Source organism: Streptomyces sp. NPDC054863 (genome assembly GCF_053610825.1).
On record NZ_JBSGZD010000002.1, the window covers coordinates 86,701 to 110,226 of the forward strand.

Sequence of the window (23,526 nt, forward strand, 5' to 3'; positions counted from 1 at the left end):
GGCGACGTTGCCCCACTGGGTGTTCGCCGCCTTGACGACGAGGCGCAGTTGGGAGGCCGTGACGGGGACCGGGAGGGTGAGTGTGCGGCGTTCGACCGTGGCGGTGTTGCTGCCGGGGGGCGCTCTGTACGGCGCCGATGTCGGCGGGCCCGGTGGCGGGGAGCCCGGTGGTGGGGAGCCCGTCGCCGAGGATGTCGTGGCCTCCGTTGCCCGGGACGGCAGGGCCGGCGCCGATCGCAGCGGATCCGGTCAGCGGCCGGTAACCGCACGGTCCGGTAAGGACGTTGGCCTTGTCGGGGTCGGCAAGCAGGCCGTCGATCGACCAGCCGCTCGGCCCGGCCGTTCAGCCGCTTGACCCGGAAGTTCAGCCGCTCAGCGCGGCCCTTCAGCCGATCAGCGCGGGTTCGCCGGCCCGCTGCGGGGTGGCCGCCCCTGCGGTCGGGGCGCTGCCGCGCGGGCGGCGCAGCAGGAGTGCGCCGGCCACCGCCGCGAGCAGCATGATCCCCGCCGCGACGGTGAGGCACAGCCGGATGCCGTCGAGGAACGCGAGGCTGAAGGCGTCCAGCATCCGGGAGGTGTCCGCGCCGAGGTCGATGGCGTGGACGGCACCAAAACCGGCGCCGTCGACCGCGTCGGTCACCCGGTGCCGTGCCTCCGCGCCGAGGTGGGCGTCGGCCAGGTGGCCGGGCAGGGCGCTGCTGATCCTGGTGGTGAGCAGCGCGCCCATCAGGGCGGGGCCCAGTGCCGCGCCGAGCTGGCGGAAGGCGTTGCTGCCCGCCGCCGCCATGCCCGCGAGGTGCTGCGGCACCGCGTTGATCGCCGTGGCGGTCATCGGGGCGAAGACCGCACCGAAGCCGATGCCGAGGAGGATCAGCCGCCACGCCAGCTCCGCGAACGAGGTGTGCGCGTCGATGGAGGTGAGCGCGAGCAGCGCGCCGGTGGCCAGCAGCAGGCCCGAGGTGATCAGCACCCGCGCCGGTACGCGGTGCATGAGCCTGCCGAAGACCGGCCCTGCGACCATCGCGGTGAAGGTGAGCGTCAGCATCCGGTAGCCCGCGTCCAGCGTGCCGAGCCGCTGGACCTGGCCCAGGTACAGGCTGAGGACGAAGACGAAGCCGATCAGCCCCAGGAAGCTGATCATGGCGACCAGGGCGGTGGCGGTGAACGCGGGGCTGCGGAACAGTTTCGGGTCCAGCATCGGGCTGCTGCTGCGCAGCTCGATGACGATGAAGGCCACGAGCGAGGCGGCCGACAGCGCCAGCGCCACCAGCACGGGCGTCTCGCCGAAGGACGCGCCGCCGCCCTCGATCACCGCGTACACGAGCGAAGTGACGGCGACGGCGGCCGTGATCTGCCCGGGCCAGTCGAGCCGACGGAATCCGGCGGGGCGGGACCCGGCCGGGCGGGATCCGGCGGCACGGGAATCGGCTGCGCGGGAATCAGCGGCGCGGGAATCGACGGCACGGGAATCGGCAGCACGGGAATCGGTCAGGAAGCGGGCGCCTGCGGCCATGGCGAGCAGTGAGGCCGGGATCGGGACCAGGTAGATCCAGCGCCAGGAGGCGCCTTCCGGGATCACACCCGCGATGAGGGGGCCGACGGCCAGCGCGCCCATGAGGGACGCGGTCCACAGGCTGACGTACTTGGCGCGCTCGCGCGGGTTCGGTACCGCGTGGCTGATCAGGCCGAGCGTGGCGGGCAGCAGGGCTGCGGCGCCGACACCCGCGAACGCCTGCCCGACCCAGAGGACCTGCACGCTTCCGGCACTCAGCGCGATCGCCGCGCCCGCCGCACAGAAGGCGAGCCCGGCCTGGAACACCTTGCGGCGGCCGTACGCGTCGCCGACGACTCCGGCGGTGAGGATGAGCGCGGCCATCGGCAGCACGAAGGAATCGGTCACCCAGGAGAGGTCGGCCGTCGACGCGTGGAGGCTGCGCTGGATGGCAGGCAGGCTCACCGAGACCGTGGTCACCGGAAGGTAGGCGACGAACACGCCCACGCAGGCCATGACGAGAGTGGCGGTGCGGCTGTCGCGCCCGCTCCTCGTCGCGGTCGTGGCATTCACTGAGTTACTCCTTGGCAGGGCATGCGGGATCGCCCTGCGGTCCGGGCGCATGTCGACTCTGCGGCCACCCGTATACAGAAGTCCAAGATCTAGATTTTCTGCGGAATATAATCAGCGGTTATGGAACTGCGTCAGCTGGAATACTTCGTCACCGTCGCCGAGCTGGCGAGCTTCACGAAGGCCTCCGAGGCCCTGCACGTGAGCCAGCCCGGAGTGAGCTCCCAGGTGCGCAAGCTGGAGAAGGAGTTGGGGCAGGAGCTGCTCGACCGCTCCAGCCGTACGGTGCGGCTGACCCCGGCCGGCAGCACCGTCCTGCCGTACGCGCGGGCCGCGCTCGCCACGGTCTCCTCGATCCGTACGGCGGTCGACGAACTCAGCGGTCTGGTGCGCGGCCGGGTCACCGTCGGCACCATCACGTCCCTGGACAAGGGCATCGACCTGCCGGGGCTGCTCGCCTCCTTTCACGAGGCGCACCCGGGGGTGGAGATCGGGCTGACCGAGGACGGTTCGGATCGGCTCGTGGAAGCCCTGCACTCGGGCCGCATCGACCTCGCGATCATCGGCCGCTCCGGCGCCCGGCCGCCCGGCATCACCCTCCACGACATCGTCGACGAGCCACTGGTCGCCGCCGTCGGCCACCAGGACCCGCTGGCCGGCCGGGCGCGCATCGGCCTCGGCGAGCTCGCCGACCGCGCCCTGATCGGGATGACCCCGGGCACGGGGCTGCGCAGCGCCGTCGAGGCGGCGTGCGACGAGGCGGGCTTCGCACCGCGCATCGCTTTCGAGGCCGCCGACCCGCACGTACTGGCCCAACTCGCGGGGCGCGGGCTCGGAGTGGCCGTCATCCCGGCCTCCGTGGCCCGCGCCAACGAGACGGAGGTCCACCTCGTCGACATCGTCCGGCCGCGCGTCCACTGCCGTCTCGCCCTCGCCTGGCGCACGGAAGGACCGACCAGCCCGGCCGGGGCGGCGTTCACCGCCCATGTCCGCGCGCTACTGCCGAAGGCGCCCCGAGTGCCCCTGGGATGAATCCCTGAGCAACTCCTGTCTGCGTTCGCGGTGTCGTGCCACGGCGTCGTTGTTGGCGCAGCGCACCGAGCAGTAGGTACGGCGGCCGTTGCGGGAAGTGTCCACGAAGGCGAGGGCGCAGGCGTCACGTGCGCAGCGGCCCAGCCGGTCGGGCGCGGCGGAACACACGACATGGGCGAGTCCGGCCGCGGTGACGGCGCGGATGTGGGCCGCCGCGTCGGAGTCGGGGGCGCTGTAGTGGAGGTGCGGGCGGCCGTCGTGGAGGGAGATGCGGGGTGCGCTGGAGGCCTGGGCGAGCAGTGCGTTGACCGCCTCGCAGCGCTCTTCGAGCCCCTGCGGCCCGAAACAGACGGCGAGGCTCAGGCTCCAGTCCCAGATCTCCGCGGCCTGGCTGACGGTGAGCCTGCGGCGCACGATGCCATGGGCGCCGAGGAGGGGTTCCAGGTCGTCGGGACGGGGAGGTCCGGTCAGGTTGACCAGCTCCGCGGCCAGCCGGGCGGCCTCACCGCCGTAATCGTCGAAGTGCATATGAGGATTACAGCACCGCCAGGTGGGATGCGGGAGGCCTTCGAATGTAATGGTTGAAGTGTCATAGACACTTACTTCATGTTGAGTGCATGACTACGACATCGACAGCATCGACGACGTCGGCAACACCCGAGGCCGCGCCGTCGGGCGACTGCTGCCCGTTCTGCGGTGCACCTGCCGGGGCGGGGAGGCAGTGGTGGACGCTGCGGTCCCGCCACTCCACCTCCGAGGGGGAGGTGGAGTACTGCCGGGGCGGCTGCGGCTGCCTGGTCGTCCTCCTCGACGGCTCCGTCGTGAAGACGGTGCCGGCCCGCAGGACATAGCCGAAGCGCCGCCCCCGTCAGCGCTGTTGGGCGCCGTACAGGTCACGGAGGAGCGCGATCTCGGCTCCGTGGTGCAGGAGCTCCTGGTTGACCCACCACACGATGTCGACGAACAGCTCTTGCGCGTCGCTCCCGTGCGGGTAGGTGCAGTGGCCGACGGTGTCGAGCGCCGCGTCGTCGGCGCTCAGCAGTGCCTGCCGCCAGGCCGCCGCTCCCGCCTCGAAGGCGGCGATCGCACTCGCCGCGTCCCCGCTGATGCGGTAGTCGTCCCTGGTGAGGCTGCGGGTGCCGGCCGTGTGGTCGGCGCGCAGGGTGAGCAGCTCGCTCAGGTGGTTCAGCCGCCAGGCGAGCGTGGTGAAGGGCGTCGGCCAGGGGCGTGGGTACGAGGAGGAGTCGAGCCCCCATTCGCCGGTGGCGGCCCCGAGCAGGAGGGTCGCGCGCGGGCCCGGGCCCTCGGTGCGCCGCCGGACCGACCAGCAGTCCGCCACCGGCTCCCAGAGGTACTCCTCGTCGGTCATGGGGACGACCTTGGTCTCCGAGCCGTCACCGCTGTCCATCACCGGTCCCGTCATGCGGCCGGTCAGCCGCTCGCAGGCGAAGTCGAACTGCTCCAGCAGCGGGGTGAGGCGGGGTCCGGTCACTGGTTGCTCCCAAATCGAGGTGGGGTGGGGCGGGATGAGGTGAATGCGGCGGCCAGAGTCTCACTTTCCGTGGGTGCGGGGAACCGGAATTTGGCTGTCATGAACTCACACCCCGATGTTCATTCGAACAAGAGTGTGTGAATATGGGGGCATGGGAGTAGCCAATCGTCTCGACCTGACCCTGCGCCTCGTGCAGGGCTCCGACCGGGTTTCCGTGTCCGAGCTCGCACACCGCCTCGGGGTTTCCGACATGACCGTGCGCCGCGATCTGGCCGAGCTGGAACGCCAGGGCCTCGTGAAGCGGGTGCACGGCGGTGCCGTCGCCACGCGGTCCCGGGAGGACGGTGCCGGGTTCGCGGCGCGGGAGCCGTGGCAGACGGCGACGAAGGACCGGCTGGGCAGGGCGGTCGCCGAGCTGGTCGAGCCCGGCTCGCGGGTGCTGCTCGACGCCGGGACCACGACCGTGCACGTCGCCGAGCACCTGGTGGCGCGGGCCCCGCTGACGGTGGCGGTGCTCAGCCTTCAGGCGGCGGTACGGCTCGCCGACCGGCCGGGCATCGACCTGCTGGTGGTCGGCGGGCGCTCACGCCCCGGCGAGCGGTCACTGGTGGGCCCGCTGGCGCTCCGTACGCTCGAATCCCTCGCCTTCGACTGCTTCGTGATGTCCATCGGCGGGGTGCACGGCGAGCACGGCTGGTCGGAGTTCTCGCTGGACGACGCGGCGGTCAAGCAGGCCGCTCTCGCGCAGTCGGCGCGCACGGTGGCGGTGGCGGACGCGACGAAGCTCGGTGTGCGCTCGTTCAGCCGGGTCGCACCGCCCGACGCGGTGGACACGTTCGTCACCGACACCGCCGCCGAGGACGCCGCCACCCACCCGCACGGCCCGCAGACCCTTTCCGCACTGCGGGAGGCGGGCGTGCACATCCGTCTGGCCTGACGTCTGGCCTGACACCTCGCCTGACACCTCGCCTGACATCTGACCTGAACTCCCTTACCCACAGAAGGAATTGAATCCATGGACACGACCTCCCGCCCCCTCATGATCCTGGTCGCAGGACCGTACAGATCCGGCACCGGGGACGACCCCGCCAAGCTCCACGCGAACGTCACGGCGATGAACGAGACGGCGCTCACCCTCTTCCGTACCGGCCATCTCCCCGTCACGGGCGAGGCGTTGGCGCTTCCGCTGCTGGAGACGGCGGGCAGCACGGGGCCGGGCGACGCCTTGTACGACGAGATCTTCCACCCGGTGGCGGAGCGCCTGCTGGCACGCTGCGACGCGGTGCTGCGGATCGGCGGCCCCTCCGAGGGCGCGGACCGCATGGTGGCGCAGGCGCGGGCACAGGGTGCGGCGATCTACACCAGCCTCGACGAGATACCGGCGGCCCACCGATGAACGCACCCACCACCGGCACCCCCGGCATCGACGTCCCCGACCGCCGGGGCCGCACCGCCCTCGACACCCACGGTCGCGACCTCACCGGCAATCCGGACATACGCGTCCGCGAGGTGGAGGTGCTCGCCTGCGACTGGTACGTCCTGCGCAAGACGACCTTCGACCACCGTCGCAGCGACGGCAGTTGGAGCCGCGAGCAGCGCGAGACGTACGACAGGGGCGACGGCGCGACGATCCTCCTGTACGACCCCGAGCGCGCGACGGTGCTGCTCACCCGCCAGTTCCGGCTGCCCGCGTACGTCAACGGGCACCCGGACGGCATGCTCGTCGAGACGGCCGCCGGTCTGCTCGACGGTCACAGCCCCGAGGAGGCGATCCGCCGCGAGGCCGCCGAGGAGACCGGCCACACGGTCGGCACCCCGGAGCGCGTCTTCGAGGCCTTCATGAGTCCGGGCTCGGTCACCGAACGCCTGCACTTCTTCGCCGCCCCGTACGGCCCCGGCACCGCCACCTCGGCAGGGGGCGGGGTGGCCGCCGAGGGCGAGGACATCGCGGTCCTCGAACTCCCCTTCCCGGAGGCCCTGCGCCGGATCCGTACCGGCGAGATCGCGGACGCGAAGACCATCATGCTGCTGCAATGGGCAGCCCTGGACGGCCCGTTCGCGGAATAGGTCCCGGACGCCGAATCCGGGAAGTCACGGGCCCGTCGTGCCGTCGATGACTTCTCTGATGAGGTCCGCGTGGCCGTTGTGGCGGGCGTACTCCTCGATCAGGTGGACCAGGATCCAGCGGAGGGACACGGTGTCGCTCCCGGTGGCCTCGGCGTCCTCCCCCGAGAAGGTGCCGGAGTCGTCGAGGGCCGCGCCCGCGATCAGCGAACGGCTGCGGGCGACGGTGGCCCGCCACTCGGACAGCGCCGCCGCCAGGTCACCGGCCTCGCCGTCACTCCCGGGGTCGTCCTCAAGGGCGAAGCCGGCGTCCTGTGCCGATATCTCCTCCACCGCTACGCCCAGGTCCGCGAACACCCTCTGGAACCAGTTGCGTTCGACCCTCTCCAGGTGCCGCACCATGCCCAGCATCGTCATCGCCGACGGCGGCACCGATGCCAGCCGCGCCTGCGCGTCGTCCAGGCCCTCGCACTTCAGGGCGAGCGTGTCGCGGTGGAAGTCCAACCAGGCTTCCAGCATGGTGCGTTCGTCGGCGTGCAGGGGCGGCACGGTGCGTCCGTCAGGTGTCTTGGTCATGCTCGACACCCTTGCACACCGGCCCGCTCAAGATCTCTCCGCAACCGGTGACCGCCGACCGGCGTCCTTGATCGCACAGGGTGACCACTGAGGCTCAAGGGGCTGAAGATTCGTGTGCGGTGTATGCGGTGACGAGACCGGCGACCGGACCGGTGACCGGACCGGCGACGGGACGGACGGCCCGGCGGCGGCCCACGCGTCCGGGATCGGGCGGCGTGGACTGCTCCGGGGCGCGTTGGGGGGCACGGCCGCCGCGGGCGTCGGGCTCGCGGTGGGCGCGGCGGGCACGGCAGAAGCCGTCGGGCGAGCCCGGCCGCGCGGCGCCGGCGGCCCGGTGTCGCTGCGCTGGCTGGGCGTCGCGGGATGGGAGCTGGCGTTCGACGGACACCGCATCCTCGTCGACCCGTACCTCTCCCGGCAGGAGTACCGGGTCCCGGGCGGCAGTGCCATCGACGCGGACCGGGCACTGACGCCGGACACCGGCACCGTCGAGCAGGTGGTCGCGCGCCACCTCCCCGCACCGCCCGAACTGCTCCTCGTGACCCACGGCCACTTCGACCACCTGCTCGACGTCCCGCAGCTGCTCGGACGGCCGGCCTGGCAGGAGCACCGGATCCGTACGCTGTGCGGCGAGACCAGTTGGCACCTGCTGCGGGGCATGGGCACGAGCCGCAGGCGTACGGACGACTGCGTCGTGCTCACCGGGGGCGAGTCGCTGCGGTTCCCGGCCGGGCCGACCGGGACTCCGCCCGCTTACACGGTGGAGGCGTTCCGCAGTCTGCACAGCCAGTACGGCGGCCACGGCTTCTTCGCCCCCGGCACCCTCAACGACCCTCCCGCGCAGGTCCGTACGCTCGGCGACATGCGGGAGGGCGGCACGCTCGCGTACCAGGTCACCGTGGGTGCGGACCGGCTTCGGATCATGTTCCTGAGCGGTACGGCGAACTTCGTCGAGCGGGAGGTCGCGGGTGCCCGTCCCGACGTCCTGGTCCTCGGTGTCAGTGGGCACGACGCGGTGCACCGGTACGTCGAGCGGGTCATGGAGGCGCTCGGCCGGCCGCCCGTCGTGGTGCCGAGCCACCACGACGACATGCTCACCTCACTGCTGAAGTCCGAGTCCGACCTCGCCGCGAGCGTGGACCGCAAGGCCGTCGAGGCGCTGCGTTCCACGGTCGCGCCGTACGGGGCGAAGGTCCTGGATCCGCGTCATCTGCGGGCACTGGAGGTGTGACCGACTGGCTCGACGTTCCCTTTCCGTACGGGAGTTGAGTCGACGGACGGGCGCCGTCCCGGCAGCAGGAGCGCCGGGAGCAGGCCGAGCGCGGCGAGTCCGGCGAGGACCAGCAGGGTGGGGGCCGACGGGGCCTGTGCCGTCGGGGCCCACGCGGAGGAGAGCCTCGGGGGCATCAGGCCGGCGGCGACGGCGATGCCGAAGGTCGGGCCGATGCTCATGGCGGTCTGCTTGAGACCCCCGACGACCCCCGCGTACCCGGGCGGGGCGTCGCCGACGACGGTTCCGGTGGCGGTGACCATCACGGTGGCGAATCCCGCGCCCAGCGCCGCGAAGGCCGTCCCGGCCACCGCCCACGCGCCGATCGGGTCGAGCCCGGCCAGGGCCGCCAGAGCGACCGCGACGAGGGCGACGCCGACGACCGCGGTGCGACGCGGCCCGTACCGGCGCAGTGCCCCGCCCGCCAGGGGCGCGCCGAGCACCATGAACACGGTCATCGGCATGACGCGCAGCCCGCTGGCGAGCGGGTCGAGGCCGCGTACGTCCTGGAGGTAGAACGTGGTCGCGAACAGCGCCCCGAAGAGGGCGCCGCCCGTGACCAGCAGCATCACCAGCGACGCGGTCACCGGCACCGAACGCGCCACCGCGGGCGGCACGATCGGGTGCGCGGCACGGCGCTCGTGGACGGCGAACCCGGCCGCCACCGTGGCCGCAGCCGCGAGGCCGAGCCAGGTCGCGGGGGCGGTCCAGCCGTGTTCCGGCACCCCGGACAGGGTGTGCACCAAGACCGCGAGCGCGGTGGCGAGCAGCGCCGCACCGGCGAGGTCGAGCCGCTGCGGCCCGGCGGGCGGCAGGGCCGGGAGCCGTACCGCGAAGGTGAGTGCCGCGAGGACGAGCGCCACCGGAACGTTGATCCAGAACACGGCCTGCCAGCCGAAGTGTGCGACCAGTACACCTCCGACGAGCGGCCCCGCCGCGGCTGCCACCCCGATCGCGCTGGTCCGCAGGGCCACCGGACCGCCGAGCCGGTCCGCGGGGTACGCGAGCCGCAGCAGGGCGAGGGTGGCGGGCTGCAGCAGCGCGCCGAACACCCCTTGCAGGGCGCGCAGTCCGATCACCCAGTGGACGTCCGGCGCGAGCGCGATGCCCGCGGAGGCGGCGGCGAAGCCGAGTACGCCGACGAGGGCCAGCCGGGTGTGCCCGTACCGGTCTCCGAGGCGGCCCGCGACGACGAGCAGGGCGGCGACGGCGAGCAGGTAGGCGGTGCTGGTCCACTGGACCTGCGCGGTGCTCGCCCCGAAGTCACGCTGCAGGGCCGGCTGGGCGACGAGCAGCACGGTGCCGTCGAGCGCGACGACCATGGCGCCCACCACGCTGACGAGGAGGGCGAGGCGGCGCGTCGCACGGCCGCCGGTCGCACGGCCGCCAGTCGCACGGCTGCCGGTCGCACGGCTGCCGGTCATTCGGTGCCCCCCGGTCCGAGGTGGGCGCCCAGGGCCGCCGCGACGAGCTCGTCGAGCCGCGTCAAGGCGGTGTCGTCGAGGGCCAGTTGCAGGCTTCCCCAGGTCCAGAGCTGAGCGATCCCGTGCAGGTTGGCCCAGAGGGCGGCGGCCGTCACCGCCGGCTCCTGTCCGCCCTCTTCGGCCGCGCGGCACTCGGTGACGAGGTCCACGACGGTCGCCATCAGCGGCAGTGTGGACTCCCGGAGCCGCGGCTGCTCCGCCGCCCCGTGCACCCCGCTGTCGAGCAGGTCGTGCCGGAACATCAGCTCGAACATGCCGCGGTGCTCCAGCGCGTATCCGACGTACGCCCGTCCCAGCGCGCCCAGTTGGGCACGCGGCGACTCCGCCGAGGCCACCGCCTCGTCGAACCGGGCCCCGAGCTCCTCGAAGCCCCGTTGGGCGATCGCCGAGAGCAGCGCGTGGTGCGTGGGGAAGTAGCGGCGCGGCGCTCCGTGCGACACCCCGGCGCGCCGGGCGATCTCCCGCAGGCCGAGCGATGCGGTTCCGCCGGCCGCCACGAGTTCGGCGCCGGCATCGATCAGGCGCTCCCGGAGGGAGGGGTGGGGTGGTGTTGGCATGGACTGTGTCTACCAGCCACGCGTAGACACTGTCTACTCAGCCCGTGTCGGTTCCCGGTACCCGTTCGAGGAACGGAGCCAGCAACTGGGGCACGGCCTCCTCGGCAACGGCAAGACCCTCGGTCACGCTCACATCGCGGATCCTGTACGCGCCGCCGCCCGCCGCCGTGGTGGCCGCCAGCGTGAGCAGCCCGGCCCTGCGCTGGGAGGGCGAGCGGGAGACGGTCCAGCCGATGATGCCGTCCCGCCGGAGCGCGACCGTACGGCGGACGAACGTACCGGAGCGGCTGATCAGGTACGGGCCTTCGACGGCGTGACCGAGACTGCGGCAGGCGTCGCAGGCGTGGGCGAGAGCGACCGGCAGCAGGACGAGGCCGGTGATCCACCCCGCGTGGACCAGGTCCGGCGTCAGCCACAGACCGGGTACGGCGAGCACCAGGACCGTCAGCACCACGACGGCGAGGGCGCGGTGGATCCGGCGGGTCAGGGCCGCCCGCGGGTGCGGGACGAGACCGGTGGCGAGCGGCGGCGCGGGGTCGGGCAGGACTTCGAGGGCGACCCGGTGCGCCTCCGCGAGGGGGACGGGCGGGGTGAGGCGGCTGCGGCTGCGGTTCTCCTCCGCGTCGCCGAGGCCGCTCGCCACCGCGTTGAGGCGTGCGCCGCCCGCGAGGCGCAGCAGCATCGGCTCGGCGAGTTCGATGCCGCGCAGCCGGTTCTCCTCCAGGCTGACGGAACGGGTGATCAGCAGCCCGCGCCGGACCCGCAGCAGGCCGCCTTCCGCGCGTTCCAGCCGGTATCCGCCCCAGCTCTCGATGAAGGTGGCGGTCGATCCGACGACGCCGATCGAGACGAGGGCCAGGACGGCGAGCAGGATGCCGTACCAGAGCGGAAGGGAGCCGAAGCGGGTCTCGACGTAGGCCAACAGGTCTTTCACCGGGCCGAGTTGGAGTGGATCGACCTTCATTTCATGGAGAGTCCGGTAGACGGTGCCGACGGTGGCGAGCACTCCGCCGACGCCCCAGACGGTGAGGGGCGCGTAGCGCAGCCAGGCCCAGTCGAGCGCGGCGAGTGGGCCGCCGTCGGGGTGTTCTGTGCTCCGTGGCGCGTTCGCCACCCGGCGGCGGCGTTCGACGAGTTCGGTGCGTACGTACGCGGCGTCCGCCGTGCTGAGGCCGTCGAGGGAGAGGCCGCCCGTACCCGTCGTGCCGCCGGTGCCGATCACCAGGGAGGTGAGGCCGAAGAGGCGGTGCAACGGGTTCGCGGTCAGGTCGATGGAGCGGATCCGGTCGACGGGCACGGAACGGCGGCTGCGCAGCAGCAGGCCGGTGCGGACCTCCAGCCGGTCGTCGTCGGTGAGGCGGTAGCGGGTGGTGAGCAGCCGCAGCACGCTGAGGGCGGCCACGACCAGGCCGGTGAGGAGGAACGAGCCGAGGGCGATGAGGACTTGCAGGCCGGGGTCACCACCGGTGAGCAGGACCGTCGCGGCACAGGTGGCCGCAGGGGCGGCCAGCACGCTCAGATTCACCAGCAGCAGCCGGGGATGGAGTCGACTCCAGCCCGTGTCGGGGCGCAGCCGCCCCTGCGTGGCGCTCACGTCGCGTCTCCCGGTACGGCCTGGGTGGCGCGGGTCAGCCGCTCGACCAGGTCGGCGGCGGTCCTGCGGTCAAGACCGTTGATCTTCACCGCGCCGGACGCGGACGCACTGGTCACGGTGACCCCGGACAGCCGGAACAACTGCTGGAGCGGTCCCCGTACGGTGTCGACGGTCTGGATCCTGGACAGCGGAACCACCCGCCACCGCTGCCAGAACCACCCGGACGACGCGTAGACGGCAGCGTCCGTCGTCTCCCAACGGTGCACGCGGTAGCGCCAGTGGGGCATCACCGCCACATAGGCGAGGGCGGGGAGGAGCGTGCCGAGGAACACCCAGCCGAGGACGAACCTCGCGGGCGCAATGAAGAGCACGAGCAGTCCGACGACGAGCGGGAGCGGCAGCGCGACAACCGCCGCCTGCAGCGTCCACCAGCCGACCGCCCGGCTCTCGACGCGGTGCCGGGGCGCCCGCAGTCTCCACTCGCCCTGCCCCGTATGCCCGACCCGCACGTCCCGGCTCACCACTTCTGTTTCCCACCGCTCGATCGACCGCCAACTGCCTGCTTCCCCAACGTAGGTGCGGCCCGGCGCACGTGGTCCCACCGCCCGGTGGAACGGGCCGTCCACCGACCGGTGGACGGACAGTAAGAATGAACCGTGCACACTCACCCTCCGGCAGACCCACCGCCACCAGGCCGCATAGCAGTTCGCGACGCCCTCATCCGGCACCGCGAGGAGCCCGGAACCGGCTGGCTCGCCCTCTGGGACGGCCTCTTCGCCGTCTCCTACCTCGTCACGGCGGCCCTGCTCCTCCTTGGGTCCGACGGCCCGGCCGTGCACCGCTTCGCGGCCCTCGGCGCGCTGACGGCGATCGTCCCCTGGTACGCGCTCCTCGGCCGGCCGCTGATGACCGACCGGACCCACCGGACCGGACGGGCACGGGGGTGGCGCCCCGTGGCCTTCCCCCTCGGCCTCTCCCTCCTCTTCGCCGTCGCCGGCCTCTTCGACCTGACGAGCTCCTTCGCCCTGTTCGCGGTGGTTCCCATGCTGATGATGAGCGTGCCGCTGCGCCCGGCCGCCGCGCTCAGCACACTCGCCAACCTGTGGCCGTGCGCCGTGGTCCTGCTGCACGGGGGCGCGTTCGACCCGGACGTACTGGCGATGCTGCCGATCTCCCTGCTCGGCATCGCCCTGTCCGTACTGCTCACCCTGTGGATCACCCGGGTCGTCCGACAGAGCGCCGAACGGGCCGAGTTGATCGACGAACTGCGGCGCAGCCGGGAGCAGGTCTCCCGGCTCTCCCACGAGGCCGGGGTCGCCGCCGAGCGCGAACGGCTGGCCGGGGAGATCCACGACACCGTGGCGCAGGGCCTGACGAGCATCATCAGCCTCGTCCAGGCCGCCGACGCGGAGGTCACGGAGCACCCCGAGCTCTCCCGCAGGCACCTCGGCCTGGCCGCCCGGGTGGCCCGCGAGAGCCTGTCGGAGGCCCGGCACTTCGTCACCGCCCTCGCTCCCCCGTCCCTGGCGGAGAGCTCACTGCTCCAGGCGGTACGCCGCCAGGCCCAACTCCTCGCCGCCGAAACGGGGTGGGACGTACGGTGCACCTCCGAAGGAGCGGACCGGCCGCTTCCCACCGCCGCCAGCGTGGTGCTGCTGCGCACCGCGCAGGAGGCACTCGCGAACGTACGCAAGCATGCGCATGCGGCCCACCGGGTGGACGTGCTCGTGTCGTACGGCGAGGAGTCCGCCCGCCTCACCGTCCGCGACGACGGCCAGGGCTTCGTCGCCCACCCCGCGCAGTCCGGCCACGGCCTGCCCGGAATGCGGGCCCGCGCCGAGCAGATCGGCGGCACCGCGACGGTCCACAGCCGCCCCGGCCGGGGCACCACCATCGAAGTGACGGTCCCGCTGGAACCGGCCACCGCACGGAACACGGAGGCCACCCGTGCCTGAGAACGCGACGCTCACGGTCCTGCTCGCCGATGATCACCCCGTCGTACGGGAGGGCCTGTCCGCCATCCTCGAATCGGCCGACGGCATCCGCGTCGTCGGCCAGGCCGGTTCCGGCGAGGAGGCGGTGCTGCTGGCCGCCCGCCTCGTACCGGACGTCGCCCTGCTCGACCTGCGGATGGGCGGCATGGACGGGGTCGCCGCGACGGGCCTGATCCTGCGGGAGTCGCCCCGCACCAAGGTCGTCATCGTCACGACGTACGAGGACGACGCGGACATCCTGCGCGCGGTGGAGGCGGGAGCGGCGGGCTACCTCCTCAAGGGAACCTCGCGGAACGACCTGGTGGAGGCGGTCCTCGCGGCGGCCCGCGGCGAAACGGTCCTGACCCCCTCCCTCGCCCCGAAGCTCTTCCGCGCACGGGCGGTCGAAGCCCCTCTCCTCTCGGAGCGGGAGTGCGAGGTGCTGCGCCTGGTCGGCGAGGGGCTGACCAATCCGGACATCGGGCGGCGGCTGTTCATCGGGGAGGCGACGGTGAAGACGCACCTGCTGCGCGCGTTCAAGAAACTGTCGGTCTCGGACCGCACGGCGGCGGTCCTGCGGGCGATGGAGCGGGGACTGATCTGAAACCCGCAGCACACCCGCCGCCGACAGCACACCGGCCGTTGTCAGACCCCTGCGCTACCTTTCCGCCATGACTGACACGGCTGAGACGACTGACGTGACCGCGAGTGAATTCGTCCTGGTGGCAGGCGCCTGCCTCGGCTCCTGGGCGTGGGGCGAGGTGGTCCCCGGCCTGCGGGAGGCAGGGCACGGCGTGCACCCGCTCACCCTGTCCGGGCTCGCCGACAAGCAGGGTCTGCCGGTCGGCAAGCAGGCCCACGTGCAGGACATCGTCGCCGAGGTGGAGCGCCTCGACCTGTGGAACGTCGTGCTGGTCGGGCACAGTTACTCGGGGGTCCCGGTCGGCCAGGCCGCCGAGCGGATCGGCGACCGGTTGGCGCGGGTGGTGTTCGTCGACTCCGACGTACCGGTGCACGGAGAGGCGTTCGTGCCGAGCGCCCCGGACCCCCGCCGGGCGCCCCTGCTGAAGTCGATCGAGGAGAACGGCGGCTTCTGGCACGCTCTCACCGCCTCCGAGCTGGCGGACCAGGACCTCACCGACGAGCAGATCGCCCGCATCCTCGACGGCGCGACACCGCACCCGGGCGTCTCCCTGACCGAACCGGCCGAGCTGCAGGGCTGGTTGGGCGCTCTCCCGGCGACGTACGTCAAGTGCCTGCTCGACGGCGCCGAGCCGAGCGACGACGTGGCGAAGCTGCTGGAGAGCGAGCGCTGGGACCTGGTGCGGATGAACACCGGCCACTGGCCGATGTTCTCCCAGCCGCAGGAGCTGGTGGCGGTGCTGCACGCAGCCGCAGCGAGGAAGTAGTCGCACCGGGGCTCCGGCGGGGTCACTCACCGGCCACTGCCCCGCTGCGGTGGGCATCGCCCTTGACCGGCCTTCTCGTGCGTGCCTAACCTGCCGCCATCACCCAACATCCGAAATAGTGAACACAGTTCGAGATTTCGGACACTCGTTGTGCAGTGGACAGAAACAGGAGAGGCCACGGTGTCAGCAATACCCGCAGTGCCCGCGTCGAGCCCCGCATCGAACCCCGTGTGGAGCATCGACCCCCGGACCGGCGAACAGCGCGAGCAGGTCGGGGTGGAGGCCACCCCCGAGGCCGTCGACGCGGCCGTCCGCGCCGCGCACGACGCGCGCGGCGCGCTCGCGGACCGGGCCCTGCGCGCCGCCTTCCTCCGCTCCGCGGCCGATCAACTGGAGCAGGGCCGGGACGAGTTCGTCGCGACCGCCGACGCCGAGACCGCACTCGGTGCGACCCGGGTGACCGGCGAACTCGCCCGTACCTGCTACCAGTTGAGGTCCTTCGCCGACACCGTCGACGACGGCTCCTTCCTCGACGTCATCATCAGCCACCCGGACGCCTCCGCCACCCCGCCCGTCCCTGACCTGCGCCGCTACAAGATTCCCCTCGGCGTCGTCGCCGTGTACTCCGCCTCCAACTTCCCCTTCGCCTTCTCGGTGGCGGGCGGCGACACCGCGAGCGCGTTCGCCGCGGGCTGCCCGGTCGTGGTCAAGGCCCACCCCGACCACCCGGCCACCTCGGAACTGACCGCAGCCGCCTTGCGCAGGGCAGCCGCCGAGCACGGGATCCCGGCGGGCGTCGTCGGTCTCGTCCACGGCTTCGACGCCGGTGTCGCCCTGGTCGCGCACCCGCTGGTCGCCGCCGCCGGTTTCACGGGTTCGGTACGGGGCGGGCGCGCGCTCTTCGACGCGGCTGCCGCCCGCCCGACCCCCATCCCCTTCCACGGCGAACTCGGCTCCCTCAACCCCGTATGGGTGACGGAGGCCGCCGCGGCAGAGCGCGCCGAGGCGATCGGCGCCGGTCTCGCCGCTTCGATGACGATGGGCGTGGGCCAGTTCTGCGTGAAGCCCGGACTCGTACTCGCCCCCACCGGCGCGGCGGGCGACCAGCTCCTCAAGTCGCTCGGCCAGTCGCTCGCGGACGTCGACCCGGGCATCATGCTCGACCACCGCATGCGCGACAACTTCGTCGCGGGCGTCGCCGAGCGCGCCGCGCTCCCCCACGTGGAAGCCCCGGTGCTGCCGGGCCCCGGCCCCGACGCCCACACGGTCGGCCCCGGCTTCCTCACCGTGCCCGTCGCCGAACTCGCCCGGGCCGACGGCCCGCACGCCCTCCTCCTGGAGGAGTGCTTCGGCCCGGTCACCGTCGTCGCCCGGTACGCCGACACGGGCGAGGCGGAATCCCTCCTCGCCCGCCTCCCCGGCAACCTCACCGCCACCGTCCACCTCTCCACCGGAGAAGCGTCGGGCGCGGACGGCGGTGCAGCGGGCGGTACGGGCAGCGCTGCGGACCTCCTCGCCCGCCTCACCCCCCTGGCCGGCCGCATCCTGGTCAACGCCTGGCCCACCGGCGTCGCGGTCGCCCCCGCCCAGCACCACGGCGGCCCCTACCCGGCCACCACCTCCACCTCGACCTCGGTCGGCTCCACCGCCGCCGAACGCTGGCTGCGCCCGGTCTCGTACCAGAACACCCCCGAAGCCCTCCTCCCGCCCGAACTCCGCGAGGACAACCCGCTGGGCCTCCCGCGCACGGTCGACGGCCGCCGCGAAGGCTAGGAACCGTCCGCCGGGGCCCGACCCGCACCACCGGGCCCCGGCACCACCCTCTCCCTCCCCCCTCTCCTCCGCATCAACCGCATCAACTCCCTTTTCTGTCCCAGGTGTTGACGGCCAGCACTCGAACATGGATCCTCTGCGAGCGAAATCCCGTACATCGTCCGAGATCTCGAACGCATTTCAGGAGCCGCCCGTGTCCCCCACACCCTTCCGCACGCGAAGGTCCGCACTCGCGCTCGGCCTGCTGCTGGCCGCCACCCTCGCCGTCGCCCCGCCGTCCGGGGCCGATCCCGCGCCCCCGCCCGAACCCGCCACCGACTACACGCTCTCGCTCGACCGGTCCCGGCCGGGACCCGAGATCGACGACTCGATGTACGGGGTCTTCTACGAGGACATCAACCGGGCCGCCGACGGCGGGCTGTACGCGGAGCTGGTGCAGAACCGGTCCTTCGAGTTCGACCCGGCCGACAACCGCGCGTACACGCCGATGACCGCCTGGACCCCGGCCGCCACCGGCGGCGCGACCGGCAGTGCGCGGGTCGTGGACGACGCGGGACGGCTGAACGAGAAGAACCGCCGGCACCTGAGACTGACCCTCAACGGCGGCGGCAGCGGCCCAGCAGCTCGTTACGGCATCGTCAACTCCGGCTACAGCAAAGGGATTTCCGTACGAAAGGGCCTCTCGTACGACTTCTCCGTATGGGCCCGCACCGACCAGCGGCGCGGCACCCCGCTCTCGATCGGTCTGCGCGACGCCGCCGGGGCGGTGCTCGCAGAGGCGGAGCCCGTGACCGTACGCGGTGAGCGCTGGGCGAAGTACACGGCGCGGTTCACCGCACGGTCCGACAGCACGACGGGGCGGCTGTCCGTCACCGCGGGCGGCACCGGCACGGTCGGGCTCGACATGGTGTCGCTGTTCCCCCGGAACACGTACAAGAACCGGCCCAACGGGCTGCGCAAGGACCTCGCGGAGAAGATCGCCGCTCTGCGGCCCGGCTTCGTGCGCTTCCCCGGCGGCTGCCTGGTCAACACCGGAAGCCATCAGGCCTACGAGGCGCCCGACTTCGAGCGGCGGCGCTCCTACCAGTGGAAGGAGACCGTGGGGCCGGTCGAGCAGCGGCCGACGAACGCCAACTTCTGGGGATACAACCAGAGTTACGGCCTCGGGTATTTCGAGTACTTCCAGTTCGCCGAGGACATCGGGGCGAGCGCACTGCCCGTGGTGCCCGCACTGGTCACCGGGTGCGGCGAGAACAAGGTGACCGACGATCCCGCGCTGCTGCGGCGGCACATCCAGGACGCCCTGGACCTGGTCGAGTTCGCCAACGGGCCGGTGTCGTCGGAGTGGGGCGGACTGCGGGCCCGGATGGGGCACCCCAAGCCGTTCGGGCTGAAGCGGATCGAAGTCGGCAACGAGGAGAATCTGCCCGAGGAGTTCTTCACCCGCTTCAGCGCCTTCCGCAAGGCCATCGAGGCCAAGTACCCCGGCATCGAGGTCATCAGCAACTCCGGTCCCGACGACAGCGGTTCCGTCTTCGACCGGGCCTGGAAGCTGAACCGGGACGCGGACGTCGCGATGGTCGACGAGCACTACTACAACACTCCGCAGTGGTTCCTGGAGAACAACGACCGCTACGACTCCTACGACCGCAAGGGTCCGAAGGTCTTCCTCGGCGAGTACGCCTCGCAGGGCAACAAGTTCGCCAACTCCCTTGCCGAAGCCGCCTACATGACGGGCCTTGAGCGCAATGCCGATGTCGTGAAGCTGGCGAGCTACGCGCCGCTGCTCGCGCACCCGGACTCCGTGCAGTGGCGGCCGGACATGATCTGGTTCGACAACGAGCGTTCCTGGGGTTCCACCAGCTACGAGGTGCAGAAGCTGTTCATGACGAACACGGGCGACCGCGTCGTACCGAGCCGGGCGAGCGGCGCCCCCGCCACGTCCGGGCCGATCACCGGTGCGGTCGGGCTCTCGACCTGGGCGACCAGTGCCGCGTACGACGACGTGAGGGTGACCGGCGCCGACGGGCGCACCCTGCTGGACGACGACTTCTCCGGCGGGGACGCGCAGTGGAAGAAGGCCTCGGGCAAGGGCAGTTGGGCCGTCCAGGACGGTGCTTACGTGCAGTCGGACGCCGCCGCCGAGGACACCCTCGTCACGGCGGGCGACCCCGGCTGGCAGGACTACGACCTCCGGGTGAAGGCCACGAAGAAGGCCGGCCAGGAGGGCTTCCTCGTCGCCTTCGGCGTGCGCGACACCGGGAACCACTACTGGTGGAACCTGGGCGGCTGGGGCAACACCCGGTCGGCCGTGGAGAAGTCCGACGGCGGCGCGAAGCAGACGATGGCCGAGCAGCCGACCACGATCGAGACCGGTCGTACGTACGACGTGAAGGTGCAGGTCAGGGGGCGGGAAGTGGTGCTCTTCCTGGACGGGAAGGAGTGGGACCGCTTCACCGACGACAAGGCCGCCGAGCCGTTCCGGCAGGTGGTGAGCCGGGACGCCGCGACCGGTGAGCTGATCGTCAAGGTGGTCAACGCACAGGCGGCGCCCGCGCGTACGGCCGTCGACCTCGGCAGGGCTCCCGGTGCGGGGACCGCGTCGGTGACCACCCTCCAGGGCGCGCCGGACGCGGAGAACACCGCCGACGCGCAGCCGGTCCGGCCCCGCCGGTCGACGCTGGAGGGGGTCGGCGCCCGGTTCACGTACACCTTCCCGGCGCACTCGGTGACGTTCCTGCGCATCAAGGAGTGACGCAGGGGTGACAGCGGGCGGGCCCCCACCGGGACGAACTGCCGTTGGGGGCCCGCTTGTTGGGTGCTAAGAAGAGATCAGCTTCGGACGCTACCGGTAGCTGATGTCGGAGGGCTGGTAGCGGCAGTGGGCGCCGTCCGGGCCCGCGCCCGTCCGCACCGGCTCCTTCCCGGTGTTGTTCCCGGTGAAGCGCACGCACGGCTCGATCTTCTTCTTCGGGTCGCCGTGGACGCGGACGTTGCGCAGCGAGACGGTGTCGCCGTAGTTGGTGTTGATGCCTATCAGGGACTTGCCGGGGGCGCTCACGTCGACGTCGTTGACCAGGACGGTGCGCTTGTACTGGGTCTTGCAGTTGCCGCAGGAGCGCACCAGCTTGCCGAAGTCGGCCACCTGGAACTTGGCGACCACCAGCTTCCCCGCGCCGTTGAACTGGAGGACCTTGTCGGACGCCTTGCGTGCGCCGCCGCCGTACACCTTGTAGACGGCGGTGGCGGACTTGCCCTTGAAGCTGGCGGCGTCCTCGCCGACGTCCTCCCACCAGACGTTCTGGATCGTGCAGCTGCCCAGGCAGTGCACGCCGTCGGCGGCCGGGGTGCCGATGACGACGTTCTTGAGCACGGCGCCGTCCGCGAGCTCGAAGACCGGGGCCTGGCCCTCGTCCTGGCCTCCGTCGCCGAGGTCGCCGCTGCCGAAGTGACGCTTCAGCTTGCCGTCATAGGTGCCGGTGACCTTGATGGTGGCGGTCACGGGCCTGCTGCCGGTGGGGGTGGGCCAGGCGGGCGGGGCGGCCTGGGCAGCGGCTGACGTGACCGCGGCCGTACGGGGGGCCTTGGCCGCGTCGGCGGAGGGAAGCAGTCCGGTGGTGACGAGCGCGCCTGCGGTCAGGGCTCCGACACCGGAGAGGGCGAGAACGGCACGGCGGCGGGCGGTGCGCCTGCGGTGCGAGTGCGGAGAGCCGGAGGGAGCGGGGGGAGTGGAGGGATGGGGAGGGGTCATGGGTGAGAACTTCCGTTCCTCGGAGGGTTTTCACCGCCTGGTTGCCGCCGCTGGGGAAAAGGTTGCCGCCGGGGCCGGAGTTTCTTTCGGGTGGAAACGGTGAGCAACGGTGAGCGCGGCGGCGGCCGGCCCCCTCACCCCTCGAAGGCCGGGATCGCCAGCCCCTGCCCGGCGTCCTCCACCACGAGCAGGGAGCCCGCGTACGGGTGCGGGGCGGTCAGGCCGGTGCGGGCCGTGGTGATGTAGAGGTCACGCAGACCGGGACCGCCGAAGGCGCAGGCGGTGGGGCGCGGGACGGGCAGGTGGACCGTACGGTCGAGGCGCCCCTCCGGCGTGTAGCGGCGGATCTGGCCGCCGTCCCAGAGAGCGACCCAGACGCAGCCTTCGGCATCGACGGTGAGGCCGTCGGGGAAGCCCGCACCGGATTCGATCTCGACGAACGGCCGCCTGGTGGAAGGGAGTCGACCGGCGAGGTCGTATACGTCGATGCGCCGGGTGGGGCTGTCGACGTAGTACGCGCGGTGGCCTTCCGGGCTCCAGCCGATGCCGTTGCTGACGGACACGGAGTCGAGGAGCACGGTGGGTTCTGCCGTGCCCGGGTCGATCCGGACGAGGTGGCCGCCGCCGGGCGCCTCGTCGTAGCGCATGGTGCCCGCCCAGAGCGATCCGTCGGGGGCGACCGCCGCGTCGTTGCCGCGCCTGCCCTGCACCGGGTCGTGGTGCAGCCAGCGGAAGGTGCCGTCGGGGTCGTACGCACCCACGCCGTCACGGAGGTTGACGACCAGGCCGCCGCCGCGTCGCGGCTTCGCGGCGCCGACGTGCTGTTCGGTGGCCATGAGGGTGCGGCGGCCGGTTCCGGGGGCGTAGGTGTGGATGCGGGAGCCGAGGATGTCCACCCAGATCAGGCGGTCCGTCGCCGGGTCCCAGGTGGGGCCTTCGCCGAGGGCCGCCCGTTCCTGGACGGCTGTGCGGGCTCTCATGCGTGCCGTCCGCTGCCCCGGTGCCCCAGCCGCAGCGACAGGTCCGCCGCTCCCTTGGTGGCCAGCTCGGCGAGTTCCGCCTCGCGCTCCTCGGTCCAGCGGATCATCGGGACGGACACCGACAGTGCGGCGACGACCCGGCCCGTGTGGTCGCGGACGGGGGCGGCGACGCAGCTGACGTCGGGGTTGGACTCGCGGTGTTCTGCGGCGAGGCCGCGCGTCCGGATGTCGTCCAGGGCCTGGTGCAGGGCCTCGGGGTCGGTGATGCTGTGGGGCGTCATGCCGACGAGTTCGCGGCCGTCGATGCGGGCGTGGAGCTCGTCCTCCGGGAGGGAGGCGAGCAGCATCTTGCCGACGGAGGTGCAGTGCGCGGGGAGTTTGCGGCCGGCGGCGGAGACCATGCGGACGGCGTGGGTGGAGTCGACCTTGGCGATGTAGATGACGTCGGCGTCTTCGAGGACGGCGACGTGGACGGTCTCGTCGCAGGTCTCGGCGACCTCGCGGGCGACCCGCTGGCCCTCGGCGGCGAGGTCGAGCTGTTCGGCGTACCGGCTGCCCAACTGGTAGGTGCGCACGCCCAGTCGGTATCGTCCTGGCTGTTCGGGGACGGTCACCAGGTAGTTGCGGGCGGTCAGTGTGGTGACGAGTTCGTGCACGGTGGTGCGGGGCAGTCCGAGCTTGCGGGTGATGTCGGGGGCGGAGAGCGTGCCGTCGCCCTCCAGGAACAGTTCGAGTATGTCCAGTGCCCTGGTCACTGCGGGAACGTGGCGCCCCATGGCCCTTCACCCAACTTTCTCCGAGATCCGCGTTCGAGATTCCGATCGATGACCGGTATCACGAACGCAGACTAGCCCGACGGCCGTTCGCCGGGCAATGCCTCGCATCGAACATCGTTCTGTGCGCGACCCATTGACACCTTCGAAAGTCGCTGGCTACGGTCACGCCAACATTTCGAACGTATGACGAAATATCGAACGACCGTCATTCTGTTGAGGAGCAACTGCCGTGCGTATCACGGGTATTACCACCCATGTCGTCGGGACCCCCTGGCGGAACCTCACGTACGTCCTCGTGCACACCGACGAGGGGCTGACCGGGGTCGGCGAGACCCGGATGCTCGGCCGCACCGACGCGCTGACCGGCTACCTCGGCGAGGCCGCCGCCAATCACATCGTGGGCTCGGACCCCTTCCACGTCGAGGATCTCGTCCGGCGGATGAAGTACGGCGACTACGGGCGGGCCGGCGAGATCGTCATGTCCGGCATCGCGGTCGTGGAGATGGCCTGCTGGGACATCAAGGGCAAGGCGCTGGGCGTGCCGGTCTGGCAGCTGCTGGGCGGGAAGGTGACCGACCGGGTCAAGGCGTACGCGAACGGCTGGTACACCACCGAGCGCACCCCGGAGGCCTACCACCAGGCCGCCCGGGCGGTCGTGGAGCGCGGCTACCGGGCCCTGAAGATCGACCCGTTCGGCACCGGGCACTTCGAGCTGGATGCCGGGCAGAGCCGG

The 23,526-nt window shown here is 72.0% G+C and carries 22 protein-coding genes and 1 pseudogene; 12 read left to right on the forward strand and 11 right to left on the reverse strand.

The features are described 5' to 3' along the window. Positions 1–385: 385 nt before the first annotated feature. The gene (locus tag ACWGIG_RS01000) at positions 386–2,065 is read right to left on the reverse strand and encodes an MFS transporter (RefSeq protein WP_453319331.1); all 1,680 of its coding nucleotides are present in this window, start codon (positions 2,063–2,065) and stop codon (positions 386–388) included. Between the two features lie 120 nt (positions 2,066–2,185). Here ACWGIG_RS01000 and ACWGIG_RS01005 point away from each other — a divergent pair, with 120 nt between their 5' ends. Beyond that, positions 2,186–3,094: a LysR family transcriptional regulator gene (locus tag ACWGIG_RS01005; protein WP_453319332.1), complete on the forward strand. Its 909-nt coding sequence runs from the start codon at positions 2,186–2,188 to the stop codon at positions 3,092–3,094. On the opposite strand, the gene ACWGIG_RS01010 is transcribed toward ACWGIG_RS01005, so the two are convergent. Continuing rightward, positions 3,059–3,622, reverse strand: a complete 564-nt coding sequence (locus ACWGIG_RS01010) for a CGNR zinc finger domain-containing protein (protein ID WP_453319333.1) — start codon at positions 3,620–3,622, stop codon at positions 3,059–3,061. The genes ACWGIG_RS01005 and ACWGIG_RS01010 overlap by 36 nt on opposite strands. A gap of 89 nt (positions 3,623–3,711) precedes the next feature. Here ACWGIG_RS01010 and ACWGIG_RS01015 point away from each other — a divergent pair, with 89 nt between their 5' ends. After that, positions 3,712–3,945 carry a hypothetical protein gene (locus tag ACWGIG_RS01015; RefSeq protein ID WP_453319334.1) on the forward strand — a complete coding sequence of 78 codons (234 nt, stop codon included), beginning with the start codon at positions 3,712–3,714 and terminating at the stop codon, positions 3,943–3,945. Between the two features lie 17 nt (positions 3,946–3,962). Here ACWGIG_RS01015 and ACWGIG_RS01020 read toward each other — a convergent pair whose 3' ends face one another. After that, positions 3,963–4,586, reverse strand: coding sequence for a DinB family protein (locus ACWGIG_RS01020; protein ID WP_453319335.1), 624 nt, complete (start codon positions 4,584–4,586; stop codon positions 3,963–3,965). A 151-nt stretch (positions 4,587–4,737) separates the two neighbouring features. Here ACWGIG_RS01020 and ACWGIG_RS01025 point away from each other — a divergent pair, with 151 nt between their 5' ends. The 3 genes from ACWGIG_RS01025 (at position 4,738) to ACWGIG_RS01035 (ending at position 6,653) form a co-directional block, all read left to right on the forward strand. Beyond that, entirely contained in the window at positions 4,738–5,523 is a 786-nt protein-coding gene (locus ACWGIG_RS01025) for a DeoR/GlpR family DNA-binding transcription regulator (protein WP_453319336.1), read from the forward strand. Between the two features lie 78 nt (positions 5,524–5,601). Further along, entirely contained in the window at positions 5,602–5,982 is a 381-nt protein-coding gene (locus ACWGIG_RS01030; protein ID WP_453319337.1) for a DUF4406 domain-containing protein, read from the forward strand. Then, entirely contained in the window at positions 5,979–6,653 is a 675-nt protein-coding gene (locus tag ACWGIG_RS01035) for an NUDIX domain-containing protein (protein WP_453319338.1), read from the forward strand. Before ACWGIG_RS01030 ends, ACWGIG_RS01035 begins: the two co-directional genes overlap by 4 nt. Before the next feature lie 24 nt (positions 6,654–6,677). On the opposite strand, the gene ACWGIG_RS01040 is transcribed toward ACWGIG_RS01035, so the two are convergent. Continuing rightward, positions 6,678–7,226 (reverse strand): DinB family protein, encoded by a 549-nt coding sequence (locus tag ACWGIG_RS01040; RefSeq protein WP_453319339.1) that lies wholly within the window; start codon positions 7,224–7,226, stop codon positions 6,678–6,680. A 112-nt stretch (positions 7,227–7,338) separates the two neighbouring features. Between ACWGIG_RS01040 and ACWGIG_RS01045 the strand changes: the two genes are divergently transcribed. Next, the gene (locus tag ACWGIG_RS01045; RefSeq protein WP_453319340.1) at positions 7,339–8,457 is read left to right on the forward strand and encodes an MBL fold metallo-hydrolase; all 1,119 of its coding nucleotides are present in this window, start codon (positions 7,339–7,341) and stop codon (positions 8,455–8,457) included. On the opposite strand, the gene ACWGIG_RS01050 is transcribed toward ACWGIG_RS01045, so the two are convergent. The 4 genes from ACWGIG_RS01050 to ACWGIG_RS01065 all read right to left on the reverse strand — a co-directional run bounded on the left by ACWGIG_RS01050 (position 8,433) and on the right by ACWGIG_RS01065 (position 12,652). After that, positions 8,433–9,818, reverse strand: coding sequence for an MFS transporter (locus tag ACWGIG_RS01050; protein ID WP_453319357.1), 1,386 nt, complete (start codon positions 9,816–9,818; stop codon positions 8,433–8,435). The two genes, ACWGIG_RS01045 and ACWGIG_RS01050, sit on opposite strands and share 25 nt — an antisense overlap. 98 nt (positions 9,819–9,916) lie before the next feature. After that, entirely contained in the window at positions 9,917–10,537 is a 621-nt protein-coding gene (locus ACWGIG_RS01055) for a TetR/AcrR family transcriptional regulator (RefSeq protein ID WP_453319341.1), read from the reverse strand. A 37-nt stretch (positions 10,538–10,574) separates the two neighbouring features. Beyond that, positions 10,575–12,131 carry a PH domain-containing protein gene (locus tag ACWGIG_RS01060; RefSeq protein ID WP_453319342.1) on the reverse strand — a complete coding sequence of 519 codons (1,557 nt, stop codon included), beginning with the start codon at positions 12,129–12,131 and terminating at the stop codon, positions 10,575–10,577. Next, the gene (locus tag ACWGIG_RS01065; RefSeq protein ID WP_453319343.1) at positions 12,128–12,652 is read right to left on the reverse strand and encodes a PH domain-containing protein; all 525 of its coding nucleotides are present in this window, start codon (positions 12,650–12,652) and stop codon (positions 12,128–12,130) included. Before ACWGIG_RS01065 ends, ACWGIG_RS01060 begins: the two co-directional genes overlap by 4 nt. A gap of 135 nt (positions 12,653–12,787) precedes the next feature. On the opposite strand from ACWGIG_RS01065, the gene ACWGIG_RS01070 reads away from it, so the two are divergent. From ACWGIG_RS01070 to ACWGIG_RS01090, 5 genes are all read left to right on the forward strand, one after another. Beyond that, entirely contained in the window at positions 12,788–14,086 is a 1,299-nt protein-coding gene (locus ACWGIG_RS01070) for a sensor histidine kinase (protein ID WP_453319344.1), read from the forward strand. Beyond that, the gene (locus ACWGIG_RS01075) at positions 14,079–14,708 is read left to right on the forward strand and encodes a response regulator (protein WP_453319345.1); all 630 of its coding nucleotides are present in this window, start codon (positions 14,079–14,081) and stop codon (positions 14,706–14,708) included. The genes ACWGIG_RS01070 and ACWGIG_RS01075 overlap by 8 nt, the downstream gene beginning before the upstream one ends. 67 nt (positions 14,709–14,775) lie before the next feature. Beyond that, positions 14,776–15,513, forward strand: a complete 738-nt coding sequence (locus tag ACWGIG_RS01080; protein WP_453319346.1) for an alpha/beta fold hydrolase — start codon at positions 14,776–14,778, stop codon at positions 15,511–15,513. A 180-nt stretch (positions 15,514–15,693) separates the two neighbouring features. After that, complete coding sequence (locus ACWGIG_RS01085; protein WP_453319347.1) at positions 15,694–17,286, forward strand: aldehyde dehydrogenase (NADP(+)); 1,593 nt, start codon at positions 15,694–15,696, stop codon at positions 17,284–17,286. 193 nt (positions 17,287–17,479) lie between these two features. Then, positions 17,480–20,041 carry an alpha-L-arabinofuranosidase C-terminal domain-containing protein gene (locus tag ACWGIG_RS01090; protein ID WP_453319348.1) on the forward strand — a complete coding sequence of 854 codons (2,562 nt, stop codon included), beginning with the start codon at positions 17,480–17,482 and terminating at the stop codon, positions 20,039–20,041. A gap of 90 nt (positions 20,042–20,131) precedes the next feature. Here ACWGIG_RS01090 and ACWGIG_RS01095 read toward each other — a convergent pair whose 3' ends face one another. From ACWGIG_RS01095 to ACWGIG_RS01105, 3 genes are all read right to left on the reverse strand, one after another. After that, positions 20,132–21,037 carry a pectate lyase gene (locus ACWGIG_RS01095; RefSeq protein WP_453319349.1) on the reverse strand — a complete coding sequence of 302 codons (906 nt, stop codon included), beginning with the start codon at positions 21,035–21,037 and terminating at the stop codon, positions 20,132–20,134. 134 nt (positions 21,038–21,171) lie between these two features. Then, positions 21,172–22,017: an SMP-30/gluconolactonase/LRE family protein gene (locus tag ACWGIG_RS01100; protein WP_453319350.1), complete on the reverse strand. Its 846-nt coding sequence runs from the start codon at positions 22,015–22,017 to the stop codon at positions 21,172–21,174. Continuing rightward, positions 22,014–22,793: an IclR family transcriptional regulator gene (locus tag ACWGIG_RS01105; protein ID WP_453319351.1), complete on the reverse strand. Its 780-nt coding sequence runs from the start codon at positions 22,791–22,793 to the stop codon at positions 22,014–22,016. Before ACWGIG_RS01105 ends, ACWGIG_RS01100 begins: the two co-directional genes overlap by 4 nt. Before the next feature lie 229 nt (positions 22,794–23,022). Between ACWGIG_RS01105 and ACWGIG_RS01110 the strand changes: the two are divergent. After that, positions 23,023–23,526 (forward strand): annotated as a pseudogene (locus tag ACWGIG_RS01110) (mandelate racemase/muconate lactonizing enzyme family protein); the annotation flags it as partial.